Origin of the sequence: Pseudomonas sp. W17 (assembly GCF_040268305.1) — a bacterium.
Lineage (GTDB): Bacteria > Pseudomonadota > Gammaproteobacteria > Pseudomonadales > Pseudomonadaceae > Aquipseudomonas > Aquipseudomonas protegens.
The window spans coordinates 991,606-1,009,100 of the sequence record NZ_CP158490.1; the positions used below are offsets into that span (position 1 = coordinate 991,606).

At 62.6% G+C, this 17,495-nt stretch carries 13 protein-coding genes and 1 tRNA gene; 11 read left to right on the top strand and 3 right to left on the bottom strand.

Annotated features, from left to right (window positions below; genetic code table 11):
- The first annotated feature begins 2 nt into the window (after positions 1-2).
- The 4 genes from pnp (at position 3) to ABCR88_RS04465 (ending at position 3,808) form a co-directional block, all read left to right on the top strand.
- Positions 3-2,108 (top strand): polyribonucleotide nucleotidyltransferase, encoded by a 2,106-nt coding sequence (pnp, locus tag ABCR88_RS04450; RefSeq protein WP_041115943.1) that lies wholly within the window; start codon positions 3-5, stop codon positions 2,106-2,108.
- Between the two features lie 119 nt (positions 2,109-2,227).
- Positions 2,228-2,303: transfer RNA gene (locus ABCR88_RS04455), tRNA-Thr, on the top strand.
- 417 nt (positions 2,304-2,720) lie between these two features.
- The gene (locus ABCR88_RS04460; RefSeq protein ID WP_041115944.1) at positions 2,721-3,242 is read left to right on the top strand and encodes a hypothetical protein; all 522 of its coding nucleotides are present in this window, start codon (positions 2,721-2,723) and stop codon (positions 3,240-3,242) included.
- Positions 3,243-3,511: 269 nt separating this feature from the next.
- Complete coding sequence (locus ABCR88_RS04465) at positions 3,512-3,808, top strand: DUF6388 family protein (protein WP_015634123.1); 297 nt, start codon at positions 3,512-3,514, stop codon at positions 3,806-3,808.
- 40 nt (positions 3,809-3,848) lie between these two features.
- On the opposite strand, the gene nadC is transcribed toward ABCR88_RS04465, so the two are convergent.
- On the bottom strand, positions 3,849-4,697 hold the full coding sequence (gene nadC / locus ABCR88_RS04470; protein WP_350023590.1) for a carboxylating nicotinate-nucleotide diphosphorylase: 849 nt from the start codon (positions 4,695-4,697) through the stop codon (positions 3,849-3,851).
- A gap of 363 nt (positions 4,698-5,060) precedes the next feature.
- On the opposite strand from nadC, the gene ABCR88_RS04475 reads away from it, so the two are divergent.
- The 5 genes from ABCR88_RS04475 (at position 5,061) to ABCR88_RS04495 (ending at position 11,606) form a co-directional block, all read left to right on the top strand.
- Positions 5,061-7,289, top strand: a complete 2,229-nt coding sequence (locus ABCR88_RS04475; protein ID WP_350023591.1) for a DUF1631 domain-containing protein — start codon at positions 5,061-5,063, stop codon at positions 7,287-7,289.
- Between the two features lie 63 nt (positions 7,290-7,352).
- Entirely contained in the window at positions 7,353-7,913 is a 561-nt protein-coding gene (gene ampD, locus ABCR88_RS04480) for a 1,6-anhydro-N-acetylmuramyl-L-alanine amidase AmpD (RefSeq protein ID WP_232643036.1), read from the top strand.
- Entirely contained in the window at positions 7,910-8,746 is an 837-nt protein-coding gene (ampE, locus tag ABCR88_RS04485) for a regulatory signaling modulator protein AmpE (protein WP_350404159.1), read from the top strand. The genes ampD and ampE overlap by 4 nt, the downstream gene beginning before the upstream one ends.
- A gap of 261 nt (positions 8,747-9,007) precedes the next feature.
- On the top strand, positions 9,008-11,038 hold the full coding sequence (locus ABCR88_RS04490) for a methyl-accepting chemotaxis protein (protein ID WP_232643034.1): 2,031 nt from the start codon (positions 9,008-9,010) through the stop codon (positions 11,036-11,038).
- Positions 11,039-11,234: 196 nt separating this feature from the next.
- On the top strand, positions 11,235-11,606 hold the full coding sequence (locus ABCR88_RS04495) for a hypothetical protein (protein ID WP_019095647.1): 372 nt from the start codon (positions 11,235-11,237) through the stop codon (positions 11,604-11,606).
- On the opposite strand, the gene ABCR88_RS04500 is transcribed toward ABCR88_RS04495, so the two are convergent.
- The gene (locus ABCR88_RS04500; RefSeq protein ID WP_011059213.1) at positions 11,592-12,383 is read right to left on the bottom strand and encodes a TatD family hydrolase; all 792 of its coding nucleotides are present in this window, start codon (positions 12,381-12,383) and stop codon (positions 11,592-11,594) included. The genes ABCR88_RS04495 and ABCR88_RS04500 overlap by 15 nt on opposite strands.
- 3 nt (positions 12,384-12,386) lie before the next feature.
- Positions 12,387-13,382, bottom strand: a complete 996-nt coding sequence (cra, locus tag ABCR88_RS04505; protein WP_041115948.1) for a catabolite repressor/activator — start codon at positions 13,380-13,382, stop codon at positions 12,387-12,389.
- A 301-nt stretch (positions 13,383-13,683) separates the two neighbouring features.
- Here cra and ptsP point away from each other — a divergent pair, with 301 nt between their 5' ends.
- Positions 13,684-16,545 carry a phosphoenolpyruvate--protein phosphotransferase gene (gene ptsP / locus ABCR88_RS04510; RefSeq protein WP_350404160.1) on the top strand — a complete coding sequence of 954 codons (2,862 nt, stop codon included), beginning with the start codon at positions 13,684-13,686 and terminating at the stop codon, positions 16,543-16,545.
- A complete protein-coding gene (pfkB, locus tag ABCR88_RS04515) occupies positions 16,545-17,486 on the top strand; it encodes a 1-phosphofructokinase (RefSeq protein ID WP_350404162.1) in 942 nt (313 codons plus the stop codon). Before ptsP ends, pfkB begins: the two co-directional genes overlap by 1 nt.
- The last annotated feature ends 9 nt before the right edge of the window (positions 17,487-17,495 follow it).

Consider the following 17,495-nt stretch of genomic DNA (forward strand, 5'->3'; position numbering starts at 1 on the left):
CCGTGAACCCGGTAATCAAAAAATTCCAGTTCGGTCAGTCGACCGTAACCCTCGAGACTGGCCGTATCGCCCGTCAGGCCTCCGGCGCAGTATTGGTCACCGTTGACGACGACGTCAGCGTATTGGTGACCGTGGTTGGCGCCAAGCAAGCCGATCCAGGCAAGGGCTTCTTCCCTCTGTCTGTTCACTACCAGGAAAAGACTTACGCTGCCGGTAAGATCCCTGGCGGTTTCTTCAAGCGCGAAGGCCGTCCTTCCGAGAAAGAAACCCTGACCTCGCGTCTGATCGACCGTCCGATCCGCCCTCTGTTCCCAGAAGGCTTCATGAACGAAGTGCAGGTAGTCTGCACCGTGGTTTCCACCAGCAAGAAGACCGATCCGGACATCGCTGCGATGATCGGTACCTCGGCTGCCCTGGCCATTTCCGGCATTCCTTTCGACGGCCCGATCGGCGCCGCTCGCGTGGCATTCCACGAAAGCACCGGCTACCTGCTGAACCCGACCTACGAGCAACTGGCTGCTTCGAGCCTGGACATGGTCGTGGCCGGTACCGAAGAAGCCGTACTGATGGTTGAATCGGAAGCCAAAGAGCTGACCGAAGACCAGATGCTGGGCGCTGTACTGTTCGCCCACGACGAATTCCAGTCGGTGATCAAGGCTGTCAAAGAGCTGGCCGCCGAAGCTGCCAAACCTACCTGGGATTGGGCTGCTGCCCCAGAAGCCACCGAACTGCTGGGCGCTATCCGTGCCGAGTTCGGCGAAGCCATCTCCCAGGCTTACACCATCACCGTCAAGGCCGACCGTTACGCTCGCCTGGGCGAGCTGAAAGACCAGGTGGTCGCCAAGCTCTCCGGTGAAGAAGGCCAGCCTTCGGCTGCCGACGTCAAAGCCGCTTTCGGCGAGATCGAATACCGCACCGTTCGCGAAAACATCGTCAACGGCAAGCCACGTATCGACGGCCGCGACACTCGCACTGTACGTCCGCTGAACATCGAAGTCGGCGTACTGCCCAAGACTCACGGTTCGGCCCTGTTCACCCGTGGCGAAACCCAGGCCCTGGTGGTTGCGACCCTGGGTACTGCCCGTGACGCACAGCTGCTGGACACCCTGGAAGGCGAGAAGAAAGACCCCTTCATGCTGCACTACAACTTCCCTCCGTTCTCGGTGGGCGAGTGTGGTCGCATGGGCGGCGCTGGTCGTCGTGAAATCGGTCACGGCCGTCTGGCCCGTCGCTCGGTCCAGGCCATGCTGCCAGCCGCCGACGTGTTCCCTTACACCATCCGCGTAGTATCGGAAATCACCGAGTCCAACGGTTCCAGCTCCATGGCTTCCGTGTGCGGTGCTTCCCTGGCGCTGATGGACGCTGGCGTGCCGATGAAGGCGCCGGTTGCCGGTATCGCCATGGGCCTGGTCAAGGAAGGCGAGAAGTTCGCCGTTCTGACCGACATCCTGGGTGACGAAGACCACCTGGGCGACATGGACTTCAAGGTAGCCGGTACCGCCAAAGGCGTCACCGCGCTGCAGATGGACATCAAGATCAAAGGCATCACCGAAGAAATCATGGAGATCGCCCTGGGCCAGGCCCTGGAAGCTCGCCTGAACATCCTCGGTCAGATGAACCAGATCATCGGTCAGTCCCGTACCGAGCTGTCGGCCAACGCTCCGACCATGATCGCGATGAAGATCGACACCGACAAGATCCGTGACGTCATCGGTAAAGGCGGCGCCACCATCCGCGCGATCTGTGAAGAAACCAAGGCTTCGATCGACATCGAAGACGACGGCTCGATCAAGATCTTCGGCGAAACCAAGGAAGCTGCAGAGGCCGCGCGTCAGCGCGTTCTGGGCATCACCGCGGAAGCCGAGATCGGCAAGATCTACGTCGGCAAGGTTGAGCGCATCGTCGACTTCGGTGCCTTCGTCAACATCCTGCCGGGCAAGGATGGTCTGGTGCACATCTCCATGCTGAGCGACGCTCGCGTTGAGAAAGTCACCGACATCCTGAAAGAAGGTCAGGAAGTGGAAGTGCTGGTACTGGACGTGGACAACCGCGGCCGTATCAAGCTGTCCATCAAAGACGTGGCAGCAGCCAAGGCTTCGGGCGTTTAATCACCCTTTAGCCTTACGCTGAACAAGCAGACGCCCCGACTGGTTCGGGGCGTTTTGCTATCTGCGATAAAAGCCGCTCGGTTGCCGGCCCGGGACGCTGGTGCTAGGTTTTAGCCCACGCCGGTGTAGCTCAGTCGGTAGAGCAGCGCACTCGTAACGCGAAGGTCGCAGGTTCGATTCCTGTCACCGGCACCAGATATCGAGAGTGGGGCAGTTTCTGAATCTACCCCCTCCAGCAAACTCCGTCTGACGCTGAATGAGCTCCCTCAAAAGACACTCTCTACGAACTTCCGCCAGGCAGGTTTAACCCGTGTTGAAGGTATCGGTTGTATCCATAACACATGGTTGACAGGTGCCATGGTTCGCTCTGGAAGTTTCATGGGGTGTTGCTCTATTCAACTGCGCACTTTTATCGTTACTTTTGCGTGATGTTTTATAGGCGTTCATGTATTTGAAGTAATAGTGGTAACTAAGGCTTTGCTTCTCTGTGCCCGTCATGGATGGGCCCATGCTTAGTTGCTCATGCGAGTACTTGATGCTGGTCATGAATCAGGTGGTGCCAGCGAACAGCATTCCCCATAATGGCGCCTGGGAATCATGGAGCGTCCAGTTGTGAAGAAGTGGAAGTTGGCGTTAATCGGTGCAGTGTCGCTGGCCCTTGCAGCCTGTGAGAAACCCCCTTCGTATGAGTTCGAGGGGCGGTATTTTGCAACGGAGGGCGAAGAGTGCACGACTCCCGCGAATGTGAAAGATCGTGAGCAATATTATTTGGAGATAACCCAAGAGGTACGCGGCGCAAGCGTGTTGTACTCGGCTAATTTTCCAACTGCTTCGAAGGCTGGACTGCCTGTTGTCAGTGCGCAAAGTGTCTCGCCCAATGATAATAACGAACTGACGTTTAATTTTTATGAGCCTAAGGCATCCGGGAAAGCTCCTGAGGCTACAAAATTTAATATCGTGCTCTCCGTTATTCCTAATCAAAGAAAGGAAGGGCACTTGTGGGTGACCAAAGCTGAAATGAATATTGCCAGTGATGGGGCAGTTAAGAAGTACGACATCCTTGAAAATCTCAGAAGATTTTTCGAACTTGGCAAGGCAGGAGTCTGCTTGAGAAAAGGAACCGCAACGGGCTGAGCAGCCTTGTTTCCTGAGGTTTCTGGTGAGGCGGTGTCTGGTGATGGCCCGCAAATCCGCCGATTTCTCTCTCAGGGGTGCATCAGGTCATATAAATCGTCGCCCAAAGGTCCTATATTCGGTCCCTGTCTGAGTACCAGCATGCTGTTTTCAGATGATCCAGAATGGTTCTGAAGGCCAGATAAATCGAAGTTCACAACGGTTTTTTGCGGCAGAGAGATCCCAACGATCCAGATCCATCTTCCATTCCCACGATCAGAGAGAACGAGATGATTCCTAAAGAGGCAAGAATCGACGTAGCGCTTGAAAGGTACCTGGCTGCCACGCCTTCCTTGCAAGAGGAAATCAGCGCCCTGAGCCCGGAAGAGCAGAAGCAGCAGGCGCAATGGGCGTTCGAGGACGAGGCGGAATCCCGCGGCATAGAGCCATGGGAACTGGTGCTCGATCTGGTGGCAGAAACACCGGAGGAACTGAAGGCCATGCGCCTGGAGGTGCATCAGGAAGTTGCTGAAGCGCTGGGCATGGACCTGGAGGACTATCTGCAGCTCAACGAGATCGACGGTTGAGCACGACGCCAGCCTGAACCAGGCTGGCGTTTTTCATGGCTCAGAGGCTCAAGCGCATGGACAGGTCCAGCGCTTTCACGTCCTTGGTCATGGCACCGATGGAAATGTAATCCACCCCGGTCTCGGCGATCGGGCGCAAGGTGCTTTCGTTGATCCCGCCACTGGCTTCCAGCTTGGCCTTGCCGGCGTTCAGGCGCACGGCCTCGCGCATGTCGTCCAGGCTCAGTTCGTCGAGCATGATGATGTCGGCCCCGGCGGCCAGGGCCTCCTTCAGTTCCTCCAGGCTTTCCACTTCCACTTCCACCGGCTTGCCCGGGGCGATCCTGTGGGCGGTGCTGATGGCCTGGGCGATACCGCCGCAGGCAGCGATATGGTTTTCCTTGATCAGGAAGGCGTCATACAGGCCGATGCGGTGGTTGTGGCAACCGCCGCAGGTGACCGCGTACTTCTGTGCCAGGCGCAGCCCCGGCAGGGTCTTGCGGGTATCCAGCAGCTTGACCTGGGTATCGGCGACAAAGTCCGCCAGGTACCGCGCGCGGGTGGCCACGCCGGACAGCAGTTGCAGAAAGTTCAGGGCACTGCGCTCGCCGGTGAGCAGCGAGCGGGCTGGGCCTTCGAGGTGGAAAAGCACCTGGTTGGGCACCACCCGCTCACCGTCGGCCACTTGCCAGTGCACAGCGACCCGCGGGTCCAGCTGGCGAAAGACCGCATCGACCCAGGCGGTGCCGGCGACTACTGCGGCTTCGCGGGTAATGATGGTGGCCTTGGCCAGACGTTCGGCCGGGATCAGTTGCGCGGTGATGTCGCCGCTGCCGATGTCTTCCAGCAACGCACGGCGCACGTTGGCTTCGATTTCGGCGGTCAGGTCGGCGAGGCGTAGATTCGGCATAACGGGCTCCACAAACAAAGTGCGCCGATTATAGGGCCAGGGGATCAGCGAACCCAAGGTGGCAAATGCCTGCAAGGCATTGGCGAACCTGTCCTGGATGGCTTTGTCTGATGAATAGGAGTGACTTTTCTTGAGTCGCTAGGGGTTATTTCGGAGGAGGCCACAGAGTCTGCTGGCGCAAGAGGGGACTTTTACAAGATAATATGACTTGTAATTGACGTCATAGCTTTGACGTGTCTTTGGCTTCCCCCTAAATGAAGTGCAGTGGAGTGCATGCGCCTCCGCTGAGAGCCGGCTGTGAGCGTCGTCGGCTTGACTGAATCTTGATCTCGAACCGAAGAAACACCTTTCCAGGAGGCTTGGATGCACAACGACGGGAATGTAGTGCCTTTGCACAAGGCCGCTACAGATCAGGCGACCGCTTCGCCGCTTGCCCGCCTGCCTGTGATTCTGCTTCAGGTCCGAGACAAGGCCGCCCAGCAATTGCGCCACGGCTTGCAGGAACTGTTCGATAACGCTGATGACACCCTGTTCGAAATGGCCGATCGGGCCCGCAACAACGTCGAGCAAAACACCCTCTTCGAAGCCATGCGCGACCTGCGGCTGAAGCGCAAGAGCATCGAGCGCGGTTTCCTGGAGGCGTTCTTCCAGGCTTTTGCCTGCCTGGTGCAGTATGACCCGGCCCTGGCCATTCCCCATGCCGTGGTCTACGACCCATCACTGGATCCGTCCCACGATGACCTGGAAAAGACCGTCGCGGTGGATGCCATGGTAGCCAAGGTGCTCAACCGTGATGGCTTCGCCCTGGGGCAGTTGACGGAGCGCCTGAGTGTGCTGCTGGGACGGCGCCTGGTGGATGGGGACAACCCCCTGGGGCCGGCGCTGCTCTGCGAGTATTTCCTCCAGGCCGGGCGCAGCCTGGGGGTGGAAATCAAGGTCAAGCTGATCATCCTCAAGTTGTTCGAGCGTTATGTGCTCAGCGATGCCGAACAACTCTATGCCGAAGCCAACCAGCTGCTGATCGCCACCGGGATCCTGCCGGAACTGATGCCTGCTCCGGCCCGCCGGGCGGCCGATCGAGCCCAGGCCGAGGCCCGTGCGTCAGCGACCGAGGGGGGCACGGCGAAATCCAGCCAGTCGCAGCTCGACGAGAGCGTGCAGGAAGTTTTCGCCGCCCTGCAGACCCTGCTGTTTCATGTGCGTGGCAGCGTGGCGCCGACCCTGGAAGCCAGCGCCGAAACCCAGCCGATTTCCACCCGCGACCTCATGCGCCTGCTGTCGCATCTGCAGCAATACGTGCCGGCGCCCAGCGCCCAGGACGATTTCGACCTGCGCAACCAGTTGGAACAATTGCTGACCCGGGTCAGCGTCAAGAGCGGCAAATCCCGGGTGGTGGATGTGGCCGATGAAGACGTGATCAACCTGATCGCCATGCTCTTCGAATGCATTCTCGATGACCGCAACCTGCCGGACTCGCTCAAGGCGCTGATTGGCCGCCTGCAGATTCCCATGCTCAAGGTGGCGGTGCTGGACAAGAGTTTCTTCAGCCGCGGTAATCACCCGGCCCGGCGCCTGCTCAATGAGATCGCCGCTGCCGCCATGGGCTGGGGCGGTTGCGATGACCACCAGCGCGACAGTCTGTACCTGCGGATCGAGCAAGTGGTGCAACGCCTGCTCAGCGAGTTCAGCGATGACCCGGCGATCTTCTCCGAGCTGCTGGCGGACTTCCTGGCCTTCACTGCCGATGAACGGCGTCGCGCCGAGTTGCTGGAGCAGCGTACCCGTGACGCCGAGGAAGGGCGGGCCAGGGCCGAGCTGGCCCGGCGCCGGGTAGAGCAGGCCCTGAATGACGCCCTGCTGGGCAAGGTGTTGCCGCAGAAGGTGGTGGATTTTGTCCGCGAAGCCTGGAGCCAGGTGATGCTGCTCAGTTGCCTCAAGCACGGCGACGACTCGCCAGAGTGGCAAACTGCGGAGCAGACCCTGCTGGAGCTGATCTGGAGCGTGCAGCGCCATGAACAGCCGGATACTGCCATGCGTCTGCTGGCGCTGGTGCCGGGGTTGCTCAAGGGCCTGCGCGAGGGTTTGAGCGCGGCGGCTTTCGATCCTTTCGCTACCAGTGAGTTCTTCAGCCAGCTGGAGCTCCTGCACTTGCAGGCATTCGAGCGCGAGGCTCAGGCCCCGCAACTGCAGGGTGCCGTACTGGAAGCAGACCCTGCACACATGATCGTGGTGGCCGAAGAGATTGTCCTGCCCAGTGCTGAAGAGGGCCCGCTGGAAGTCGCGCCGCTGGCGTTGCCGGCCAGCGACCCCAGCGTGCAATGGGTGGACCAACTGCGGCTTGGGGCCTGGGTCGAATTCCAGGAGGACGAGGACAACACCCTGCGCTGCAAACTGGCGGCGATTGTTCCCCATCCGGTGGCCAAATACGTGTTCGTCAACCGCACCGGCATGAAGGTGCTGGAGCGTACGCGCATGGGCCTGGCCCTGGAGTTCCAGCGTGGCGCAGTGCGCGCCCTGGATGACACCCTGCTGTTCGACCGCGCCCTGGAATCGGTGATCGGCAACCTGCAGCGACTCAATCACGGCAAGTGATCGCAACCCGAGGGGATAACGCGGCATACTGGGCCACCCAAGGCTTTAGTTGAAGGAATCGGTATGCGGCTGGACCCTGCCACGGGGTGGTGTCATGGCGTACGGCATTGCCCGTCACCCAATTTCAATGAACGTCCCGCGGGCGAGATTTCCCTGCTGGTGATTCACAACATCAGCCTGCCGCCGGGGCAGTTCGGCACCGGCAAGGTGCAGGAATTCTTCCAGAATCGCCTTGATGTCACAGAGCATCCCTATTTTGCCGGGATCGCCGATCTGCGTGTTTCTGCGCATTTTCTGATCGAGCGTGACGGCGCCGTCACCCAATTCGTTTCCTGCCTGGATCGGGCCTGGCATGCCGGTGTCTCGAGTTTCCAGGGGCGTGAGACGTGCAACGACTTTTCCCTGGGCATCGAACTGGAAGGCACCGATGATCAGCCTTTCAGCGATGCTCAATATCACTCGTTGATCAGCCTGAGCAGGCAACTGCGGCGGGCCTTCAGCGACATCACGCCACAACGGATCTGCGGGCATAGCGACATCGCGCCCGGGCGCAAGACCGACCCGGGCCCGGGATTCGACTGGGCACGCTTTCGTGCCGCCTTGGAGAAGGGGGAAGAACAATGAGTTTTCTGGTGTTGCTGTTGGCGGTGTGGATCGAGAAGTTCTCGGCCCTGCGCCAGCGGGTGCAGCGTGATGGCTGGTGGCTGGGGGAACTGGCGCGGCTGGAGTCGAGCCCGCGTATGGCCGGGCATCCGTGGTGGCTGCTGATCGTCATGGTGTTGCTGCCGGTGGCGCTGCTCGGGCTGTTGCTGCTGGTGCTGGAGCCCATCGCCTATGGCTTGCTGGCGCTGCCGGTGCACCTGCTGGTGGTGATCTACGCCCTGGGGCGCGGCGACTTGCTGGGTGAACTGGGCCCTTTCCGTGACGCCTGGCGGCGTGAGGATCTGCAAGCGGCAGCCCATGTCGCAGAACGTGACCTGGGCATCTGCGCCGAAAATGGCGAACAACTGCTGGAGCGAGTGCAGGGCCACCTGCTGTGGCAGGCCTTCCAGAGTTTCTTCGCGGTGATCTTCTGGTACTTTCTGCTGGGGCCGGTAGCGGCCCTGAGCTATCGCCTGTTGGCTCTCGCCGCCGAACATGGCAGGAACCCCGCCCTGGTCGAACGCGCGGGGCAGTTGCGACATGCCTTCGACTGGTTGCCGGTGCGCCTGCTGGCGGCGAGTTTTGCTCTGGTGGGTAACTTTGTCGCAGTCGGCCGGGTGATGCTCCACGAGTTGCTCAACTGGCATATCGGTGCCGCGCAGTTGGTGGAAAAGGTCGGCCTGGTGGCCGCGGAAATCCCGCCGCCGGAAGTCGGGCCCGAAGGTATCAGCAGCCTGGATCGTATCTGGGAGCTGTTGTTGCGGGCGGCGGTGCTCTGGTACGCCGGCTTTGCCCTGTGGACCGTCCTGGCCTGAGGTGACCAAGGGCTGGCCCCAACCGCCCACCGAGGGTTTTCTGGCGCAGCGCATCGCAGAGAGTGCGACGGCTGCGCCGTCGATCGGCAGCAAGCTCCCTCGCCACAGCCCGCGAGCGTCCCCTGGATGTCGGGCTGGCGGTTAACTTTAAGTTACAAAACCTCCCACGAAATTGAGCTATACAGACGGAGCGCCGAATAGTGGCTATCTGCTGCCTTCGCCTGCCTGCCAATAACAATAAAAGAAAAGGGAGACTTCTTTGTGAAGAGCTTGCTCTATCCCGCTGTCGCGCTGATGAACCGCCTGAGCTTCGGCATGAAGTTCAGCCTGATCAGCGTGCTGTTCTTTCTACCCATGCTGGTGACCAACTTCTATCTGGTGCGCGACTCCTACCGCGAGTTCCAGGGCACCCGGGTCGAACTGCAAAGCCTCGACCTGCTGGGCAGCAGCCTGGCCCTGCGCCGAGACCTGGAAACCCTCAATAACCTGGTGCAGATCAACGCCAGCCTCGGTCAGTCCGGCAAGGCAGGGGACCTGGAAGGCAAGATCGCGGCCCTGGAGAAATCCGTGCTGGAGCGCCTGCAGGCCTTGCAGGCGGTGACCACGGACCCACAGCAGGTGGAGGTCTTCAACGCCAAGCGCGATGAACTGATTGCCGCTTTCAAGACCCAGCAAGTGGAAAGCTCGCTGCTGAACAAAAGCGGCCTGATCGGCAAATTGCTGGGCAGCGCGCAGTTGTTCAGCCAGATCATCGCCAGCCAGTCGGGCCTGAGCCGCGATGGCCAGGGTGACATTCGCCAGCTCAGCGAGCTGATCACCAGCGTCACCCCGCAGGTTACCCAGCTCCTCGGTGAAGGCCGGGCCATGGGCGCCTACTCCTTGGGCCAGGGGTTCCTCAATTCCTCGTCCAGCACGCGTTTCGACGAATTGCTGGTGCAGATCGAAAAGCTCCAGGCCGAATACGGGCTCAAGTTGCAGGATGCCCTGGGTTCCAGCCGCGCTGCCCACGATGCTCTCGACACGCTGGCCACGACCAGCAAGGGCAGCCTCAAGCAGGCCAGCGAGCTGTTCGAGGAGCAGGTGGTGATGGCCGATACCCTGGATGCGCCCTGGCAGGCCTTCTACGACCAGGTCAGCGGGCTGATGGCGCAGACCTACCAGCTCAATGAAGGCACCTTGAAATTCCTGGATGTCGAGTTGCAAAAGCGCCTGGAGCAGAACCGTCGCCACATGGTACTGCTGGTGGCGGCCCTGGCCCTGGTGTTTCTCTCCATCGTCTACCTGTACGGCGGTTTCTACGCTTCCACCCGCACCACTCTGCGGCGCCTGGGGGCGATGATGGACAAGGTAGCGGCGGGGGACATGACCGTCAGCTTCACCGCCCACAGCCGCGACGAACTGGGGGAACTGGGCAGTGTGTTCAACGGCACCGTGCTGAAAATCCACGACCTGATCGAGCGGGTTGGCCACACCGTCAGTGAGGTGGAGCGCCAGGCCGGGCAAGTGCAGAGTGTATCGGCCCAGAGCAATCAGGCCGTGGCCGGCCAGCGCACCCAGATCGAGCAAGTGGCCACGGCGATGAACCAGATGTCCGCCACCTCCCAGGAAGTGGCTCGCAGCGCCGCGGCGGCGGTCAGCAGCGCCCACAGCGTGAATGACGAAACCATCAGTGGCCGCGGGCTGGTGGAATCCCAGCAGGGCAGCATCGCCCGGCTGGCCAGCGAGATCGACCAGTCGGTGCTGGTGATCAACCAGCTGGCCAGCGACAGCCAGTCCATCAGCCGGGTCCTGGAGGTGATCAAGAGCATCGCCGAGCAGACCAACCTGCTGGCCCTCAACGCGGCCATCGAGGCGGCGCGCGCCGGTGAGCAGGGCCGGGGCTTTGCGGTGGTGGCCGATGAAGTGCGGACCCTGGCCAAACGCACCCAGCAGTCCACCGAGGAGATTGAGGACATGATCGGCAAGCTCCACGGTGGCGTCAGCGCGGCGGTCAAGGCCATGGGCAGCAGCCACGCCATGGCCAACGGTACGGTGGACCAGTCGGAAAAGGTCCAGCAGGCACTGGAAAATATCCTTGGTGCAGTAGGCATGATCGTCGACCAGAACCAGCAAATCGCCGCGGCCGTGGAGCAGCAGACCGCGGTGGCCCACGACATCGACCAGAACATCGTCGAGATCAATCGTGCCGGTGAGCGCACTGCCGAGGGGGCGCACCAGACCGAGGATGCCAGCCGGCAGTTGTCGGCCCAGGTGGTGCAACTGAAGCAATTGATCGGCGCTTTCCGCGTCTGAGCAACGTGCACCGGCTCTCGGCGAGGCCCCGGAAACCAGGGGCTTCGCTGCTTTGCATACAATCGGTAGTAAATGAATGCTTTGTTTGTCGCGTGTTTCCTGTTTTCCTGCGCGTCTGATTTTTCAGCCCCGGTGATCCCGCAGGCTGTTCGACCAGTTGGCCATGTGCCTTGCATGGCCCTGAGGAAATACGTTGATGACTGCCACTTCTGGAATCCAGGGCCGTTGCGCCCATTGCCAGACCCTCCTTGAACTCGAACCCTGGCAACTCAATGCCATGGCGTTGCAGGAAGCCTTCAACTGCAACCATTGCCACAAACCGCTGAAGCTCAGTTGCCCCGAACAGATCAAGCGCCTCAGGTCCCTGGGCTCGCTGGCCACCCTGCGCGCGACCATGATCGTGCTGTGTGCCACGGTGATATTGGTGACACTGGTGCTGGAGTGGGTCGGGCTGGTAAGCCTGGCTCAGCAACTGAGCGTTTCGGCATTGATGCTGGTGAGTTACCTGTTGGTGATGATGGCTGCCCGTCGGCGTCAGCGCCGACCGTTGCAGCTACAGGCCGGCTGAAGGCCAGCCGAACAGCTCGCAGGCGTTGCGGGTGCTGGCGCTGGCCAGTTGCTCGGGCGTGATGCCGATGATCTGCGCCAGGGCGGCGCAGATGGCCGGCAGGTGCTGCGGGCTGTTGCGCTGGCCGGGAAACATGGCAGGCGCCATGTCCGGCGAGTCGGTTTCCAGCACCAGGGCGTGCAGCGGCAGCTCGGCGATCACCTTGCGCAGGCGCAGGGCCTGGGGCCAGGTCGCGGCGCCCCCCAGACCCAGCTTGAACCCCAGCTTGAGGTATTCCCGGGCTTCCTCGCGGCTGCCGGCGAAGGCGTGGATAATGCCGCCACGCTTGAGCTTGAAGCGCTTCAGGCTGGCGATCACCGCCGCGTGGCTGCGCCGGACATGAAGCAGGGCGGGCAACTGGAAATCTGCCGCCAGCTGCAATTGCGCTTCGAAGAGTGCCTGTTGGCGCTCGCGATCCAGGTGCGCAAGAAAGTAGTCCAGGCCGATCTCGCCCACCGCGCACACTTGCGGGTGCCCTGCCAGCCGGGTCAGCCAGTCACCCAGTTGCTGGAGATGTTCCGGGCGGTGATCGTCCAGGTACACCGGGTGCAGGCCAAAGGCCGCGTACAGCTGCGAGTCGCTTTGCACCAGATCCCAGAGCCGCTGCCAATTGGCCTGATAGACCCCCAGCACCACCATTCGCGAGACGCCCAGGGCGCGGCTGTCTGCCAGCAGCGCCCCGCGATCGGCATCGAAATCCGCGAAATCCAGGTGGGTGTGGCTGTCGATCAGCTCCACGGTTCAGCCCTGTTGGATGCGCTGTTTGAAGGTCCGCGCGATGGCCTGCACGCCGGGCTGGTAATGCGCCTCTTCAATGGCGGCCAGGGCCAGTTGCAGGGCTTTTTCGGCGATCAGTTGATGCTGCTGGGCCATGGCATTGACCGGCAGCGGCAGGAAATCCAGCAACTGGGTATCACCAAAGGTGCCCAGGCGCAGCGGCCGGGATTTCAGCGGGAAGTCGTGCAAGGCATCGAATACCCCTTGCAGCAGTACATAGGAGGTGGTCACCAGGGCGTCTGGCAGATGACCCAGGCGCTGCAGCAGTTCTTCCATCAGCTGGCGGCCGCAATCACGACTGAAGGCTTCGCCGTGCTCGATCAGCACTTCGCCACCGAAGCCTTGCAGGGCCTGGCGGAATCCGGCGGCCCGTTCCTGGCTGATGCTCAGTTCCGGGCGCGCGCCGATCAGCACGATCTGCTTGGGCTCAGGCTCAAGCAGGCTCTGGGTCAGGTGCAGGCTGGCTTGCAGGTCGTCGCTGATCACCGAGCAGAACAGCTCGGGCGGCATCACCCGGTCGATGGCGATGATCGGCAGGCCCTGGGCCTGCAGCTGCTGGTAGCTGTCGTCTTCCGGCGGCAGGCAGCTGGCGACGAACAGCGCGTCGCAACGCCGGGCGCGGAACAGCTGGAGCAATTGCCGCTCGCTGTCCGGAGCGTCGTCGGAACTGGCGATCAGCAGCTGATACCCTCGGGCCCGGGCGCCTTGCTCCAGCAGCTTGGCGATGCGTGCGTAGCTGGGGTTCTCCAGGTCCGGGAGAATGAAACCCAAGGTACGGGTGTGCCGACTGCGCAAGCCGGCCGCCTGGGGGTTGGGAGTAAAGCCGTGTTCTTCCACCACCGCTCGCACCCGTTCCACGGTGGCGTTGCTGATGCGTTGTTGTTCGGCCTTGCCGTTGATGACGTAACTGGCGGTGGTCACAGACACACCGGCCAGGCGAGCGATATCACTGAGTTTCAACCCGGGATTTCCTTGTTTTTGGTGCTTGCCCCGATATTTTCGCCAATCCTACCTGATCTGGGCAGGCGACCAACGTCGGAACCGGCAATCGACCAGAAGGACTTCAAGCGCTCGAGATTATGGAGTAACGTACCAAACTTGCTAGATTAAACGTTTCAGCAAGCGTATTTTCTAGGCCCAAGCCCGAACGGAAAACGCCCCTGCCAGGCACCGAGTCCCGTTTGTGGCAGTAAAGACGCCTACGCTGCTTACTTAAAACAATACCTAGCGCCGCCCCCTGCCGCGCTAAATAGGAGAAGCCATGCTCGAGCTCACTGTAGAGCAGATATCCATGGGCCAGTCGGCTGTGGATAAGTCCGCGGCGCTGCACTTGCTGGCCGACAAACTGGTGGCGGACGGCCTGGTGGCCGAGGGTTACCTGGCTGGCCTCCAGGCCCGCGAAACCCAGGGCTCGACCTTTCTTGGCCAAGGCATCGCCATTCCCCACGGCACCCCGGAAACCCGCGATCAGGTCTTTGCCACCGGCGTGCGCCTGCTGCAGTTTCCCGACGGCGTGGATTGGGGCGATGGGCAGATCGTTTACCTGGCCATCGGCATCGCGGCCAAATCCGACGAGCATTTGCGACTCCTGCAACTCCTGACCCGCGCCCTGGGTGAAACCGACCTGGGCCAGGCCCTGCGTCGCGCCAGTTCCCCGGAGGCCCTGCTCAAGCTATTGCAGGGTGCGCCCCAGGAACTGGCGCTGGATGCGCAGATGATCGGCCTCGGGGTGGCGGCGGAAGACTTCGAAGAACTGGTCTGGCGTGGCGCCCGTCTGCTGCGCCAGGCCGAGTGCGTGAGCAACGGCTTTGCCGCGGTGCTGCAACAGGTCGATGCGTTGCCCCTGGGCGACGGCCTGTGGTGGTTGCACAGCGAGCAGACCGTGCTGCGCCCGGGGCTGGCCTTTGTCACCCCGGACAAACCCATCCGCTACCTGGGCCAGCCCCTGAGCGGCCTGTTCTGCCTGGCCAGCCTGGGGGAGGCCCACCAAGCGTTGTTGGAACGCCTGTGTGCGCTGCTGATCGAAGGCCGAGGCCAGGAACTGGGCCGTGCCACCAGCCGCCGTGCGGTGCTGGAAGTGCTCGGCGGCGAGTTGCCGGCGGACTGGCCCAGCGCCCGTATCGCCCTGGCCAATGCCCACGGCCTGCATGCCCGCCCGGCCAAGGTGCTGGCGCAATTGGCGAAAAATTTCGAGGGCGAGATCCGCATCCGCATCGCCGACGGCAAGGATTCGGCCGTCTCGGTAAAAAGCCTGAGCAAGCTGCTGAGTCTCGGTGCCCGACGCGGCCAGGTGCTGGAACTGATCGCTGAACCGAGCATTGCCGCCGACGCTTTGCCTGCTTTGTTGGCGGCCATCGAAGAGGGGCTGGGCGAAGAGGTTGAGCCACTGCCGGCCGTCAGCGCCCCTCGGGAAGAACAGCAGGAAGTCGTGGTCCCGCTCAGCGCGCCGGCCTCCGGCAGCCTGATCCAGGCCATCGCCGCCGCTCCCGGCATCGCCATCGGCCCGGCCCATATCCAGGTTCAGCAAGCCATCGACTACCCGCTGCGGGGCGAGTCCACCGCCATCGAGCGTCAGCGCCTGCAGCAGGCCCTGGCCGAAGTGCGCCAGGACATCGACGGCTTGATCCAGCGCAGCCAGGCCAAGGCCATTCGCGAAATCTTCATCACCCACCAGGAAATGCTCGACGACCCCGAGTTGACCGACGAAGTGGACACCCGCCTCAAGCAGGGCGAAAGCGCTGAAGCGGCGTGGATGACCGTGATCGAAATCGCCGCCAAGCAGCAGGAAGCCCTGCAGGATGCCTTGCTCGCCGAGCGTGCCGCCGACCTGCGGGACATTGGCCGCCGGGTGCTGGCGCAATTGTGCGGCATCGAAACCCCGGCCGAGCCGGACCAGCCCTACATCCTGGTGATGGACGAAGTCGGTCCCTCGGACGTCGCGCGCCTCGATCCGACCCGGGTCGCCGGCATTCTCACCGCCCGCGGCGGCGCTACCGCACACAGCGCCATCGTCGCCCGGGCCCTGGGGATTCCGGCCCTGGTGGGCGCGGGGGCCAGCGTGTTGCTGATCAAGTCCGGTACGCCCTTGTTGCTGGACGGCCAACGCGGGCGCCTGCATGTCGACGCTGATAGCACGACCTTGCAACGGGCCGCCGAAGAGCGCGACAACCGCGAGCAACGGCTCAAGGCGGCCGCCGAGCAACGTCATCAGGCGGCCCATACCACCGATGGTCACGCGGTCGAGGTGTTCGCCAATATCGGTGAAAGCGCCGGTGTCGCCGCCGCCGTGGAAAACGGCGCCGAGGGCATCGGCCTGCTGCGCACCGAACTGATCTTCATGGCCCATCCCCAGGCCCCGGACGAAGCCACCCAGGAAGCCGAATACCGCCGCGTACTCGACGGCCTTGCCGGGCGTCCGCTGGTGGTGCGCACCCTGGATGTGGGCGGCGACAAACCGCTTCCTTACTGGCCGATCGCCAAGGAAGAAAACCCCTTCCTCGGCGTGCGCGGCATCCGCCTGACCCTGCAGCGGCCACTGATCATGGAAGCGCAATTGCGCGCTCTGCTGCGCTCGGCGGACAACCGTCCACTGCGGATCATGTTCCCCATGGTCGGCAGCGTCGAAGAGTGGCGCCAGGCCCGGGACATGACCGAGCGCCTGCGCCGGGAAATCCCCGTGGCCGACCTGCAACTGGGGATCATGATCGAAGTGCCGTCCGCCGCCCTGCTGGCGCCGGTGCTGGCCAAGGAAGTGGACTTCTTCAGCATCGGCACCAACGACCTGACCCAGTACACCCTGGCCATCGATCGTGGCCACCCGACCCTTTCCGCCCAGGCCGATGGCCTGCACCCGGCAGTGTTGCAACTGATCGACATCACCGTGCGTGCCGCCCATGCCCACGGCAAGTGGGTCGGGGTCTGCGGCGAGCTGGCGGCCGACCCGCTGGCGGTGCCGGTGCTGGTGGGCCTGGGGGTGGATGAACTCAGTGTTTCCGGACGCAGCATCGCCGAGGTCAAGGCGCGGATCCGCGAACTGCGCCTGACCCAGGCACAAACCCTTGCTCAACAGGCCCTGGCCGTCGGCAGCGCCAACGAAGTGCGCGCCCTAGTGGAGGCCATGTAATGGCGAAGATTCTTACCCTGACCCTCAACCCGGCGCTGGACCTGACGGTGCAGCTGGCGCGCCTGGACGCAGGGCAGGTCAACCGCAGCGACGCCATGTACACCCACGCCGCCGGCAAGGGCGTGAACGTGGCCCAGGTGCTGGCCGACCTCGGCCATCAACTGACCGTCAGCGGTTTTCTCGGGGAAAACAATCCACAGGCGTTTGACGCGTTGTTTGCCCAGCGCGGGTTTGTCGACGCCTTTATCCGTGTGCCCGGGGACACTCGCAGCAACATCAAGCTGGCCGAAAGTGACGGGCGCATTACCGACATCAACGGCCCTGGGCCCGAGGTTAGCGAAGCTGCGCAACAGGCCCTGCTTGAACGCCTGGAACAGATCGCTCCCGGGCATGACGCGGTGGTGGTGGCCGGCAGCCTGCCGCGTGGGGTCAGCCCCGAATGGTTCCAGGCCCTGCTGCTGCGTTTGAAAAACCTCGGTCTTAAAGTCGCCCTCGACACCAGCGGCGCTGCCTTGCGCGCCGGCCTGGCGGCAGGCCCCTGGCTGGTCAAGCCCAACACCGAAGAGCTGGCGGACGCCTTGGGCAGCCCGGTGGTTTCAGTGGCCGGGCAGGCCGAGGCTGCGCGCCAGTTGCGCGCCCAGGGCGTCGAGCATGTGGTGGTGTCCCACGGCGCCGAGGGGGTCAACTGGTTCAGTGCTGCACCGTCCTTGCAGGCCCTGCCGCCCAAGGTCAGCGTGGTCAGCACCGTGGGCGCCGGCGACTCGCTGCTGGCGGGCATGCTCCACGGCCTGCTTGGCGCCCAGCCGTTCGAACAGACCCTGCGCACCGCCACGGCGATTGCCGCCATGGCCGTGACCCAGATCGGTTTCGGCATCAGCGACAGGGCGCAACTGGCCCGGCTGGAGCAGGGGGTGCGCGTGCATCCCCTCATAGAACAATAAGAGGGTTGC